The organism is Pseudomonas sp. LB3P58, from assembly GCF_054897895.1.
Map to the genome: position 1 here is coordinate 5,173,362 of NZ_JBUBVE010000001.1, position 12,979 is coordinate 5,186,340.

13 protein-coding genes and 1 pseudogene are annotated in these 12,979 nt (G+C 58.0%); 5 read left to right on the forward strand and 9 right to left on the reverse strand.

Translation table 11 applies throughout. From position 1 onward, the window contains the following. Positions 1–31: 31 nt before the first annotated feature. Entirely contained in the window at positions 32–1,273 is a 1,242-nt protein-coding gene (locus ACYZTZ_RS24110; protein ID WP_461999918.1) for a TIGR03862 family flavoprotein, read from the forward strand. Between the two features lie 223 nt (positions 1,274–1,496). Here ACYZTZ_RS24110 and ACYZTZ_RS24115 read toward each other — a convergent pair whose 3' ends face one another. Further along, a complete protein-coding gene (locus tag ACYZTZ_RS24115) occupies positions 1,497–2,831 on the reverse strand; it encodes a DEAD/DEAH box helicase (protein ID WP_046048739.1) in 1,335 nt (444 codons plus the stop codon). A gap of 65 nt (positions 2,832–2,896) precedes the next feature. Further along, complete coding sequence (gene yedA / locus ACYZTZ_RS24120) at positions 2,897–3,823, reverse strand: drug/metabolite exporter YedA (protein ID WP_461999919.1); 927 nt, start codon at positions 3,821–3,823, stop codon at positions 2,897–2,899. A 163-nt stretch (positions 3,824–3,986) separates the two neighbouring features. Here yedA and ACYZTZ_RS24125 point away from each other — a divergent pair, with 163 nt between their 5' ends. After that, positions 3,987–4,439: an Lrp/AsnC family transcriptional regulator gene (locus ACYZTZ_RS24125; protein ID WP_461999920.1), complete on the forward strand. Its 453-nt coding sequence runs from the start codon at positions 3,987–3,989 to the stop codon at positions 4,437–4,439. 115 nt (positions 4,440–4,554) lie between these two features. Here ACYZTZ_RS24125 and ACYZTZ_RS24130 read toward each other — a convergent pair. Both ACYZTZ_RS24130 and ACYZTZ_RS24135 read right to left on the reverse strand, forming a co-directional pair. Then, positions 4,555–4,731 (reverse strand): annotated as a pseudogene (locus ACYZTZ_RS24130) (3'-5' exonuclease); the annotation flags it as partial. A gap of 68 nt (positions 4,732–4,799) precedes the next feature. Then, positions 4,800–5,321, reverse strand: coding sequence for a BRO-N domain-containing protein (locus ACYZTZ_RS24135; RefSeq protein WP_461999921.1), 522 nt, complete (start codon positions 5,319–5,321; stop codon positions 4,800–4,802). Positions 5,322–5,900: 579 nt separating this feature from the next. On the opposite strand from ACYZTZ_RS24135, the gene ACYZTZ_RS24140 reads away from it, so the two are divergent. Next, complete coding sequence (locus ACYZTZ_RS24140) at positions 5,901–6,899, forward strand: TIGR02391 family protein (RefSeq protein ID WP_461999922.1); 999 nt, start codon at positions 5,901–5,903, stop codon at positions 6,897–6,899. A 318-nt stretch (positions 6,900–7,217) separates the two neighbouring features. On the opposite strand, the gene ACYZTZ_RS24145 is transcribed toward ACYZTZ_RS24140, so the two are convergent. From ACYZTZ_RS24145 to ACYZTZ_RS24155, 3 genes are all read right to left on the reverse strand, one after another. Then, positions 7,218–7,829, reverse strand: coding sequence for a 3'-5' exonuclease (locus ACYZTZ_RS24145; protein WP_046048736.1), 612 nt, complete (start codon positions 7,827–7,829; stop codon positions 7,218–7,220). Between the two features lie 22 nt (positions 7,830–7,851). Next, positions 7,852–8,331: a LabA-like NYN domain-containing protein gene (locus tag ACYZTZ_RS24150; RefSeq protein ID WP_046048735.1), complete on the reverse strand. Its 480-nt coding sequence runs from the start codon at positions 8,329–8,331 to the stop codon at positions 7,852–7,854. A gap of 137 nt (positions 8,332–8,468) precedes the next feature. Beyond that, positions 8,469–9,224, reverse strand: a complete 756-nt coding sequence (locus ACYZTZ_RS24155; protein WP_461999923.1) for a DUF2076 domain-containing protein — start codon at positions 9,222–9,224, stop codon at positions 8,469–8,471. 178 nt (positions 9,225–9,402) lie between these two features. Here ACYZTZ_RS24155 and ACYZTZ_RS24160 point away from each other — a divergent pair, with 178 nt between their 5' ends. Continuing rightward, positions 9,403–10,077, forward strand: a complete 675-nt coding sequence (locus tag ACYZTZ_RS24160; RefSeq protein WP_461999924.1) for a YciC family protein — start codon at positions 9,403–9,405, stop codon at positions 10,075–10,077. A gap of 75 nt (positions 10,078–10,152) precedes the next feature. After that, the gene (locus ACYZTZ_RS24165) at positions 10,153–11,226 is read left to right on the forward strand and encodes an endonuclease/exonuclease/phosphatase family protein (protein ID WP_461999925.1); all 1,074 of its coding nucleotides are present in this window, start codon (positions 10,153–10,155) and stop codon (positions 11,224–11,226) included. Positions 11,227–11,343: 117 nt separating this feature from the next. On the opposite strand, the gene ACYZTZ_RS24170 is transcribed toward ACYZTZ_RS24165, so the two are convergent. After that, on the reverse strand, positions 11,344–12,180 hold the full coding sequence (locus tag ACYZTZ_RS24170) for an ABC transporter ATP-binding protein (protein WP_046048732.1): 837 nt from the start codon (positions 12,178–12,180) through the stop codon (positions 11,344–11,346). After that, entirely contained in the window at positions 12,168–12,971 is an 804-nt protein-coding gene (locus ACYZTZ_RS24175; RefSeq protein ID WP_008149230.1) for an ABC transporter permease, read from the reverse strand. The genes ACYZTZ_RS24170 and ACYZTZ_RS24175 overlap by 13 nt, the downstream gene beginning before the upstream one ends. Positions 12,972–12,979 lie beyond the last annotated feature (8 nt).

The following is a 12,979-nucleotide window of genomic DNA, read 5'->3' on the forward strand; positions in this document are numbered from 1 at the left end:
CGGCTTATTCCGCCACGCCGCAGCTCTCACCATGACCCAGCCCTCGCCCTCCGCCTCTTCTCACGTTGCCATTATCGGCGGCGGCCCCGCCGGTTTGATGGCGGCCGAAGTACTGAGCCAGGCCGGGATCAAGGTCGACCTGTACGACGGCATGCCTTCGGTGGGGCGAAAATTCCTGCTGGCCGGCGTGGGTGGCATGAACATCACCCATTCCGAAGCCTACCCGGCATTTCTCTCACGCTACGCCGAACGCGCGCCGCAGATTGCGCCGCTATTGCGGTCATTTGGCGCTGATGCGCTGTGCCAATGGATTCATGAACTGGGCATCGAAACCTTTGTCGGCAGTTCCGGCAGAGTCTTTCCTACAGACATGAAAGCCGCCCCTCTGTTGCGTGCATGGCTCAAACGTCTGCGAGACAGTGGCGTCGTTATCCACACCCGTCACCGCTGGCTCGGCTGGGATGACAGCGGTGAATTGCGCATCGACAGCCCCGAGGGTGAAAAAACCGTCAAGCCTGACGCAACCTTGCTGGCCCTTGGTGGCGGCAGCTGGTCGCGCCTCGGCTCGGACGGCGCCTGGATGCTGCCACTGGAACAACGCGGCGTAGGACTCGCGCCGCTGCAACCGAGTAATTGCGGCTTCGAGGTGCAGGCCTGGAGCGAGTTGATGATCAGCAAATTCGCCGGCGCACCGCTGAAAAACATCGCCATTGGCCTCAATGACGACGTGCCGCGGCTCGGGGAATGTGTGATCACGGCGACCGGGATTGAAGGCAGTTTGATCTACGCCTTGTCGGCGCCGATCCGCGAAGCCATCAATCAGCACGGCTCGGCAACCACTCACCTCGACCTGTTGCCGGGCAAGCCTGTGGATAAGGTTCAGGCTGCGCTGAGCAAACCGCGTGGGTCTCGTTCCATGTCGAAACACCTGCACAGCCAGCTCGGGATCGATGGTGTGAAAGCGGCGTTGCTGCGCGAACTCACTCCGGCCGAATGCTTCGCTGATCCGGCGCTGCTGGCCAAAGCGATCAAGGCGTTGCCACTGACACTGGTGAAAACCCGCCCACTGGACGAGGCCATCAGCAGTGCTGGCGGCGTGATGTTCGAGTCGATGGATGAGCGCTTGATGCTCAAGCAACTGCCTGGCGTGTTCTGCGCGGGAGAAATGCTGGATTGGGAAGCGCCGACCGGCGGCTATCTACTGACCGCGTGTTTCGCCAGTGGGCGAGCGGCAGGGTTGGGGATGGTGGAGTGGTTGAAACGAGGGGCGTGATTTGTTTGCCGCACGTACTACTACAGCCTTCAATATCCACCCCTCACCCCAGCCCTCTCCCCAGTGGGGAGAGGGGGAAAGGGAGCAGATCCCCATGATTTTCAAGCCTGAGTTCGACTCGATTTCTCAGGTCGATGTAGCTCGAAAGAACAACTGGGTCAGTCCCCTCGCCCCTTGGGGAGAGGGTTAGGGTGAGGGGCTGGATCTCAAGCCGATCACACCATCAAGGCTTCTTCTTACGCGGTCCAGTATTAAACACCGGCACCTTCCGCACAGGCTTGATCGAAGGCTCCGGCGCCGAAGCATCCCCACTCTCAACCCATTTACCCAAGTTGCGTTTACCGCCACCGGAGGTCTTCGGCTTCTTCGGTTTTTTCGGCTTCTTGACCACCTGACCGCTGGCATCGGTATCCGGCACCCGGTGCTCAGGCTCGAAGTCATGCTCCATCTGGCGAGGCAATGTCTGACGTGTCAACGTCTCGATGGCCGACAGCAGATTCACTTCATCGGCGCAGACCAACGAAATCGCCTGCCCGGTTGCACCCGCGCGACCGGTACGACCGATCCGGTGGATGTAGTCCTCAGCCACAATCGGCAGGTCGAAGTTGACCACCAATGGCAAATCTTCGATATCCAGACCACGGGCCGCGACGTCGGTGGCCACAAGAATCTGCACTTCACTGGCCTTGAAACGGTCCAGGGCACGCTGACGGGTCGCCTGCGGTTTGTCACCGTGGATCCCGTCGGCATTGATGCCCAGACCCTGGAGTTTTTCCACCAGCGCATCCACGCCGTTGCGGGTCTTGGCGAACACCAGCACCTGCTTCCACTTGCCCTTGCGCAGCAAGTGGATGAACAGCTCCGGCTTGCGCTTCTTGTCGACCGTCACCACCCATTGCTTGACGGTGTTGGCCGCCACGTTGCGCGGGCTGACTTCGATGCTCAGTGGATCGTTGAGCATTTGTCCGGCCAGCAAGCGGATCGCGTCGGAGAACGTCGCGGAGAACAGCAGCGTCTGACGTTGCTTGGGCAGCACGCGGTAGATATTCCCCAGTTCCTCGGAGAAACCAAGATCAAGCATGCGATCGGCTTCGTCCAGAATCAGGGTTTGCAGCTGATTGAACTTGAGGGCCTTCTGGCGATACAGGTCGAGCAAACGACCTGGCGTCGCCACCAGCACGTCAACACCCTTGCGCAGCTTCATCATTTGCGGGTTGATGCTGACGCCGCCGTACACCGCGTAAGTGCTCAACGGCAGGTTCTCGGCGTACTGACGCACGGCTTCGTGAACCTGTTCGGCCAATTCGCGGGTCGGCACCAGGATCAGTGCGCGCACCGAGTTAGACGCCACTTTCGGCCCTTCCATGGCCAGCAATTGCAGGAGCGGCAGCGCGAAGCCGGCGGTCTTGCCCGTCCCGGTCTGGGCGGCGGCCATCAGGTCGCGACCGGCCAGCACCGCCGGAATGGCTTGCGCCTGAACCGGCGTCGGGGTCTGGTAGCCGAGCGTCTCGAGAGAGCGCAGCAAGGGTTCGATCAGGCCAAGGGAGGCGAAAGTCATGGGATTACCGTAGGAAAATTCAGCGCGGTTGTGCAAAACGAGTGTGCAATGGCGCGCAGTTTACCCTAATTCACACGGGATTCTGTCGGCACAACCACGGCGGGACGTTCCGGCGCACGACGCCACTGCGGCAACCCGATCAGCACCACCGCGCTGATGATCACCGCCATGGCCAATGCTTCCTCGATACCAATGGTCTCGCCGACAAACACGATCCCCAGCAACACCGCCACGGCCGGGTTGACGTAGGCATAACTGGTGGCCGCCGCCGGCCGCACGTTTTTCAACAGATACATATAAGCGTTGAAAGCGATGATCGAGCCGAAGAAGGTCAGATAGGCCAGGGCCGCCCAGCCTTCGATCGGCGGCATGGCTTCCAAATGCTCACCGCTCAGTGCACTGCCGATCAACAGGACCACGCCGCCCACCAGCATTTCCACGGCACTGGCCATCGCGCCTTGTGGCAACGGCAAGTGTTTGCTCCACACCGAACCGAATGCCCAGGAAGCTGCGGCGAATATCAGCAACGCGGCACCCAGCGGGCTCGATTGCAGGTTGGAACCGAGATTGAGCATGGCGATGCCGATCAGCCCGAGCACAATCCCGGCCCATTCGAGACGGGTATTACGCGCGCCCCAGAAATATCCGCAGAGCAAGGTAAACAGCGGCACCGTCGCCACCGCCAACGCAGCCACACCCGAAGCGACACCCATGTGTTCGGCCACGCTCACCCCGCCGTTACCGCACGCCAGCAGCAAAATCCCGATGATCCCGGCGGCTTTCCACTGCGCCCAGGTCGGTGCCGGCGCCCCGCGCCAACGCAGGAACGCGTACATCAACGTCCCGGCGATCACGAAGCGGATACCGGCGAGCAGCAACGGCGGCCAGTACTCCACGCCGATGCGAATCACCAGGTAAGTCGAGCCCCAAATCACGTACAACGCGAAGAAGGCAGCGATCAACGGTAAGGGAAAACGACGTAAGCCAGGCATGGGGCAACTCGTAGGCAAGACAAGTGAACAGCTATTCTAGAAAGGCCAGCGGCGTAAAATAAGTTACAAAACCTGTTTATAGCGCCGGTACACTTTTCAAAACACGGAGATCACCGCTATAAACCGTGTTTTCGAAAGTCAGTCATTTTTCAGGAGTCCGACGATGGACAAATACGACCGCATGCTCCTCAGCGCCCTGTTGGAAAACGGTCGTGCGTCCTACGCCGACCTGGCGCGCAAAGTGAATCTGTCCGCTCCGGCCGTGGCCGAGCGCGTCGCCAAACTGGAAACCAGCGGGGTGATCACCGGTTACCAGGCGAAAGTCGACATGGCCAAGCTGGGCTTGCCGATCCAGTGCGTCATCGAACTGCGTTTGAACCAGCACGGTAATCAGAAGGCCTACGACGACCTGATCAAAATCCCACAACTGACCGAGTGCCACCGGGTGACGGGTGATCCGTGCGTGATCATGCAAGCGGCCGTGGGTTCGATGCCGGAGCTGGAAGAGTTGATCAACCGGATCGCCAAGTTCGGGTTCAGCAAGACGTCGATCGTATTGTCGAGCGCCATCGAAAAGCGCGTGCCGCTGGGGCAGTTGGAAGGGAATGGCAAGTAGGAGCTGTCGAGTGAAACGAGGCTGCGATCTTTTGATCTTGTTTCTTAAAGCTAAGTCAAAAGATCGCAGCCTCGTTTCACTCGGCAGCTCCTACAGGGGTTCAGCGGTGTTTCAGTCAGAACCCGCGATGGCGCTTCAGATGCTCATTAATCTTCGCCGCCGGCACTTTCTGCAAGCTCACCAGCAGATCATGGGACAACTCGCGCAACCCATGCTTCTGCCGCAGCTCCTGCGCCAAATGCGCCGTCAGGTTGGCCGCCATCTCGGCATCGGCCATGGCCCGGTGAGCCTGGTTAACAACCCGTTCCCACAGGTGTTACCTCATTCCTGTGGGAGCGGGCTTGCCCGCGAAGCGATCTGTTAAACGCCGCTGTAACTTGCAGACAACAAACCAGGCATATCCCGCAGGCGAACCCAAGGTTCTTTGCGCCAATGCAGCAGCCGCAGCGTTCCGCCCGCCCACTCCATCGCCCGCATATGCGGCGCTTGAGTCGAAACGGGCCCCGCCTCCTCCCGCAACATCGGCACCACATGGTGGGTCAACCAACGTCGCAAATGGCGGTTTTCCGGGCAGTAGTGATAAACCAGCATCGCGTAAACGCCAGACTCACTGAGCATCAAGGTTTCTTGCGCGTCATCGCTTCCAGACAGTCGCATCACTTGCCGCTGATCCGCATCAAGCTTGAGCGCTTGCCGCCCGTTTAGCTCCATCCCCATCAGCCGCCCGATATCGCGGGCACAGAACCACGCCTCCGCATGCAGCAACAGTGCTCGTAGCTGGATGTGATGACGAATAAATGTTTGGGGTACGAATTGAGCTGCGAACGCCGCGACGGCGGACTGAACTAAATCATCAGGGGGATTCGGGGTAACTTTGATCATGGCAAATATCCTAACGAACGTTGGGGATGCCAGCATCACTTGCAGATGATGGGTGGCAGCTGTGTGCGGGTCTGCAAGACCGAGTCGTTAGGCAACCTCGGCAGACCCGAAAGTCTCCCGCACACAGCCACCATAAATCGATGGTCGCCAAGTAAAGCGACGCGATTATAGGTGCGCTGGTAGGCGCCCAACAAATTATCGGCGGGCTTGCAGTCCCGATCGCTGATTTTGCAGCGACGGCCAAGAGATTAGCGGTGCAGCACAGGGGGGGCAAGACGGATAATCCCTAATGTTCGGTAGGACCGATCATCAACCCGAAGGCGTCGTTAAACAGAGTCATTTCTCCGCCTACCGAAACGTATCTATCGCAGGATGGAAGCAAAAAAAATCTGCAGACACCGCTTGCCGATTGAAGGCTATTCAGCTTACCAGGCGAACGACCAGCACGAATTAAATGAAGAAAATGCAGAGATGAGCTAGAAGTAAACTCTGTGTTTAACAGATATTTTTCAGCTCATGAGATGAACACAGCTCAGAGCTTGCTCAGCGTGAATCCTCAAACATATTAAGGAGAGCGATTTGAATCTTGAGACGAACATACCAGCAGAGCTTTGGGCATCGATAAGAACAAACTATGAAAAGCGAAATTTTACCGGAGCAATTTTAGATGCATTTCATTTCTTAAGTGACCTAATACGAAAAAAATCAGGATCAGAGGGAGATGGCGCAGCTCTTATAGGCACTGCTCTTGGAGGAGCCACACCAAAAATCAAGCTCAACAAACTCCAAAGTGAATCAGAGTGGAATGTACAAAGGGGGATGGAGCAACTACTGCGAGGAATCTATCAAACATTTCGAAATCCTCGAAGCCATGAAAAAACTGCTGATAGCGAGGAAGACGCACAAATCATAATTATTTTTCTCGGATACATTGTTCGCCAACTCGACTTAGCAAAATCACAATTCTCTAGAGAAGACTTTATAAAAAGAATACTGGACCCGGATTTCGTTCCACAAGCACGTTATTCAGAACTGCTAGTTGAAGAAATACCGACCAGCCAGCGCTTAGAAACATTTCTTGACGTATATCGCGCTAAGAATTCCGGAAAAATCGACAACCTCCGCCACTTCTTCAACGCGTTACTACCGAAACTTTCAGATGACGAGCGCGCCCAAGCATATGAAGTTATTTCAGAAGAACTAAAAATAGCTGATGACGAAGCGACCATAAGAGTTGTAATCGGTACTCTAGGAAAAACTTGCTGGAAAAACCTGCACGAGACTGCTCGACTCCGAATCGAAAACCGTCTGATCAGATCAGTAAAAGAGGGTAAATATAACGCCAAACAGAAGCGCGTACGAGACGGTTCACTAGGCACGTGGATAATTTCGATATTTTCACAAATCTCATTAAAACAAGAAGCACTCAGAGCCATTTCGGACAGCTTGGAATCATCAAGCACTGAGCGCGAGGACTACATCTTAAAATATATTTTTTCAAGCATGGCAAGCTTATCCGACACATTCCCATTTGGATACGATGACCTTTTTACAAGTAAGCTAAAAAAATGGAGATGAGCGATTTTTCAAAGCAATAAGAGATAGCAGTCCTTGGACTGACTGGAGCTTAGAACTTTCAGACGCAATAATTAACTTCGAAGCGGTAGAACCTATATACGACCCTTTTGATGACGACATTCCGTTCTGAGAACCATCAGACAATGAATTTCGACAAAGATGAAGCCCACTTATTCACGTGAGAATAAATTGAATAAGTGGGCTAACGACGGGAGTAGAGTTCGTTTTGCGGTAGCACTTTATAATTCAACATTGATGTCGTCTGACACGCCGCCATCGCGAGCAAGCTCAGCTCCTACAGGGGATTTGTGGTGGGTGTCAGAACCCGCGATGCCGCTTCAGATGCTCATTGATCTTCGCCGCCGGCACTTTCTGCAAGCTGACCAGCAGATCATGGGACAACTCGCGCAACCCATGCTTCTGCCGCAGCTCCTGCGCCAAATGCGCCGTCAGGTTGGCCGCCATCTCGGCATCGGCCATGGCCCGGTGAGCTTTACCGGTGTGAGGCAGGTTGGCGAACGTGGTAAGCGTGCCGAGTTTGTGGTTCGGCGCGGCGGGCATCAAACGGCGGGCGAGTAGCAGCGAGCAGGCAAAGTTCTGCAAGCGTGTGCGTTTGATCCGCCCCAGCTCAAAGTCCCAGAACTTCTGGTCGAACGCGGCGTTGTGAGCCAGCAACGGTGTGATGCCGACGAATTCGTTGACTTCGTTCATCACCTGCTCGGCCGATGGCGCGGTGCGCAGCATCGCATTGCTGATGCCGGTGAGTTGTTCGATAAAGGCCGGGACGCGCACGCCGGCATTCATCAGGCTTTGGTAACGCTCGACGATGCGCCCCTGTTCAAGGATCACCACGGCAATTTCCGTGGCCCGGCAGCTGCTGCTCGGGGAGATCCCGGTGGTTTCAAAGTCGATGACTGCTATGCGTTCCAAACCTGTTTCAACTCCGTAAAAATCAATTCTTGAGCAGCAACGCGCCTTCGATCGGCACGTAGCGGCTGGCGGCGCGGATCAGCGAGTTGGCCGTCAGGCCCGGTACGCCGTAGGCCACGGCTTGCACCCCGTGCTTGGTGATGATGCGCTCCAGCAACATGTCGAAATCACCGTCACCGGAGGCCAGCACCACTTCGTCGACATGATCGGCGGCGTCCATGATGTCGAGGGTGATGCCCACATCCCAGTCGCCCTTGGCCGAGCCATCGCTGCGCTGGATGTAGGGCTTGAGCTTCACGACGAAGCCGAGGTTGCGCAGGATCTGCTGGAATTGCTGTTGTTTGCTGTCGCCGCGATCGATGGCGTAGGCATAGGCCTCGACGATATCGCCCTGCTTGCTGATATCAGCCCACAGCGCGGCATAGTTGAAATGGCAACCATAGGCCTGACGCACGGTGTAATAGAGGTTCTGAACATCGGCGAACACTGCGATTTTTTTCACCGGTCATCCTCGTTGGCGCGCCGGAGCGCGGGCAGGATCAGGCACCAGGCCCGAAAAGTTGCCCAGTATGCCAGCCTGAAGGATTGTTCCGCGAATAATCGGCCCGAAGCGCCGCAGCGCTCCGGACGAATGGCGTATCAGACGAAGGAATCGTCGTCGCCGCCGAAGAACGATGAGCTGTCATCGCTGTAGTCGGCGTCGGTAAAACCGCCCTGATCACTGGAGTTGTCAGCCACACGCTGATCATCGCCCCAGCCCTTGTCACCGCTCTGATCATTGACCTGAGCCGGTTCTTCCTTGATCACTTCAACCACTTCCGGCTGCTGATTGTGATGGAACAGGCTGCTGATGCCTTGCGCCAGCATCACGCCACCGGCCACACCAGCGGCGGTTTTCAGCGCACCACCGAGGAAACCGCTGCCGGCAGGCTGTTGCGGGGCGTAATTCTGCTGAGGCGGCGCTGCACCGAAGTTCTGTTGTGGCGGCTGCGAGTTGAACGACGGCCGTGCCGGTTCACGCCAGCCGCCACCACTCGATGCGGGTGGACTTTGGGTAGGCGCTGGCTGCGGATCACGGGAACCGCCACCGAAGATGCTCGACAAGAAGCCACCGCTGCTCGGCGCCGCAGCCGCAGGCTGAGCCTTGGCCGATTGCAGTTCGGCCTGCAATTGCTGGACTTGCTGGGCGAGTTGTTTGTTCTGTTCGTCGAGGCTTTTGATGGCGGCCTCTTGCACCAGAATCGCCTGGGTCATGAAATAGCCTGCCGTAGGCTGGCGAGTCAGGTGTTCCTTGATCCGCGCCTCGGCCTGGGCGTCGCGCGGGGCTGAGTCCGTTTCGGCCTGTTGCAGCCGGGAAAACAGTCCATCGATCAGGGTTTGTTCTTCGCTGTTCATGGCGACCTCGTAGATTGCCGGGAATATCGTCGCCCTTATCCACTGTGGATAAGGTGCTCATCTGTAATGGAGGCTGATACAGGATGTTTCAATGGTCTTTACCGAACGTTTACGTTTGCGCCCCAAAGCGCTTCATCGGTTAAAGTGGGCCACTGCTTTCAACCTGCGATACCGACTGATGAATTCGTTCGATGTGCTGCGTGACTCTCTGTACTTCTTCAAGCGCAATCTGGGCCAGATCGTGCGGCTGTGCCTGCCGCTGGTAATCTTCGAGGCGGTCCTCCAGCAAGTGGTCGACCACTCCACCGAGCCGGACAGCTTTCCCGGTATCAGCGTGATTGTCGGCCTGCTGGTCTACCCGCTGTACACCGCCGCGCTGATTCTGTTTCTCGATGCCCGCAGCCGGGGCGAGTCACCGCGCAATCGCGACCTGCTGGCGAGGGCCGCCTACCTGTGGCCGCGCTTCGCCCTGCTCACCGCCCTCAATACCTTGTTGATCCTGATCGGCCTGTCGCTGTATTTCCTGCCGGGCATCTGGCTGATGGTGACCCTGGCGTTTGGCGAGTACCTGCTGGTGCTGCGCGGCTTCGCCCCGCTAGCGGCGATGAAGGAAAGCCTGCGCCTGAGCCGCGGCAACTTCCTGCGCATTCTGGTGTGCATTCTCTGTGTGATGGGCCCGTTGTGGGTGCTCAAGGGCGCAACCCTGGCGGTCTATCCCGAACCGCAGAACCCGGTGATATCGCTGCTGATCGACAGCGCCCACAGCTTCCTGCAACTGTTCGTCAGTGTGGTGCTGTTCCGCTTGTTCATGCTGATCGACGATGTGCCCGAGAAAATTGACGGCCCGCTCTGACCGCTCCACCCGTGGGCTTAAGCCCGTCTGTCGGTTATGCTCGGGGTCAACTTTTGTAACGCTATAAGCCGAGCCATGACCCGTCTACTGCGCTACACCCTGCTGGGCCTGTTGACCGTGGCCGGCCTGATTGCCCTGATCTACAACCTGACCTGGCGCCCCGAAGCCAAGGAAGCCTTGCCGGTCAGTTGCAACGCCCAGGCACCGACGCTGGTGCCCGGTCAGGCGTTGAAGGTGATGACGTGGAACGTCCAGTACCTGGCGGGAAAACGCTACGTGTTCTGGAATGACCTGGCGGCCGGCAATGACGAAAAACCCACGCCCGAAGACATGGCCTTCAGCCTCGATGAAGTGGCGCGGGTGATCCGCGACGAACAACCGGACGTCGTGCTGTTGCAGGAGCTCGATGACGGCGCCAAGGCCAGCGATTACCAAAACCAGTTCAAACTGCTTCAGGAGCGAGTCGCGGACCTGTATCCGTGCAACGCGCACGCCTTCGACTGGAAAGCCGACTTCGTGCCTGAACCGCACATCTTCGGCAGCGTCGGCCGGCAACTGGCCACCCTCAGCCGCTACCAGATCGAACATGCCGAACGCCTGCAATTACCGGTCGCACCAGCCAATTTCATCACCCGCCAGTTCAAACCGAAAAATGCCTTGTTGGTCACGTATCTGCCGTTGAGCGGCGGCGGTCAGATAGCGGTGCTCAACACCCATCTGGACCGCGTTGTCCCGCCCGACGAAACACTGCAATCCCAGGTGACGGCCACGGTCAAAGTCCTCGACAAGTTCGAAAGCCGCGGCACGCCGTGGTTGATCGGTGGGGACTTCAACCTGTTGCCGCTGGGGCAATATCGACGCCTGCCCGACGAGCAACGCACGCCCTACTCCGCCGACAGCGCGCTGCATGTGCTGTGGGACAAATACCCGATGATCCCGACCAACAACGAAGCCAGCGGCATCGACCGGGCGCAGTGGCTGACCCATTACCCGAATGATCCGGGCTTGAACGGCCCGGACCGGACTGTCGACTACCTGTTCTACAGTCCGCGGATCAAACGGGTCGAGGCGACGGTGAGGCAGGACGACACCCTGCGGATCTCCGATCACTTGCCGGTGATCGCCCGTTTCCTTTTACCCGCCAACTAACGATGCAAAACCTGTGGGAGCGGGCTTGCTCGCGAAAGCGGTGGGTCAGCCGACATCAATGTTGAATGATAAATCGCCTTCGCGAGCAAGCCCGCTCCCACAGGGATTTGTGCACGGTCAATGTTCCTCCTCCAGCTCATCGTGCAATAGCCCGAAGATCTTGCGCTTCATGTCGATGAACGAGCGCTCCATGACCATGTCCAGGGTCCGTGGGCGTTCGATCGGCACGTCCAGAATCTGCTTGATCCGACCCGGCCGAGCGCCCATCACGTAGACCCGGTCGCCCAGCAGAATCGCCTCGTCGATATCGTGGGTCACGAACAACACAGTCTTCTTGCTATTGCCCCAGACCCGCAACAACAGTTGCTGCATTTGCAGACGCGTCTGACTGTCGAGTGCACCAAATGGCTCGTCCATCAGCAGGATTTGCGGATCGTTGGCCAGCGCCCGAGCAATGGCGACGCGCTGCATCATGCCGCCGGACAGCTGCTTGGCGTAGTTGTCGGCAAACCCGGTCAGGCCGACTTCGTTGACGTAGTAGTCGACGATTTCCTTGCGCTGAGCGGCGGCCATTCCGCGACGCTTGAGACCGAACTCGACGTTCTGCCGCACGGTCAGCCACGGAAACAGCGTATAGCTCTGGAACACCATGCCGCGATCCGCGCCCGGTCCTTGAACTTGCTGGCCACCGACATAGATCTCGCCTTCCGTGGGCTCATTCAATCCGGCGGTGAGGTACAGCAAACTCGACTTGCCGCACCCCGAAGGCCCGACCAGTACGGCAAATTGTTGATCTGGCACTTCAAACGACACCTGATCCAGCGCGGTGAACACGCCACCATCGGGCTTTTGATAGCGAAGGCTGACCTTGTCCACTTGCAGCCGTGGCGCGGCGTGCACCGGGGCGGCCTGTGGCGTGACGAAACGAGGGTTGACGGCGCTTACTGAGCCCATGCGGCGATCCTCAGACGGAGAAAACGGAACAGTTGATCGGTGACCAGGCCCAACAGACCGATGATCGCGATAGCCAGGAAAATCACATCCACTTGAAAGCCGCGCATGGCTTTGAGGCTCAAGTAACCCAGACCGCTGGAGGCCGCGACCAGCTCGGCGACCACCAGGTAAGTCCAGGCCCAGCCCATGGTCACGCGCAAGGTGTCGAGCACACCCGGCAACGACGCCGGGGCGATCACATGCAGCACCGCATCGCGACGGTTTGAACCCAAGGTGTAAGACGCGTTGATCAGGTCCTTGGAGATGCCTTTGGACACGTCCGCGATCATCACCAGTTGCTGGAAGAACACGCCGAAGATGATCACCGAAACCCGCTGCTCCAGACCGATGCCGATCCACAGAATGAACAGCGGCACGAACGAAGTTACCGGCAGGTATCGGATGAAATTGACCATCGGCTCAAGGAACGCCTGGACGATGCGAAAGCTGCCCATCAACAACCCCAACGGCACCGCCACCAGCGACGACACGATGAAACCGACCATCACCACTTCGAGGCTGGCCCACACATGCAGACCGAGCGTGCCGTCGCGGCTCAGGCGCACGGCGGCCTCGACCACCGCGCCCGGTGTCGGCAGGAACATGCCCGGCACCACGCCACCGTAAGACAACCCGGCCCACAGGCCGACCAATAACACCCAGGCCAGACCGCTCGCGCTCCAGATCACTGAAACCGGCAAGCCGGTCTTGGGCGTGATGCAGCGGCTCAGCCATGAATTGCGCTTGAACATGCAAACCT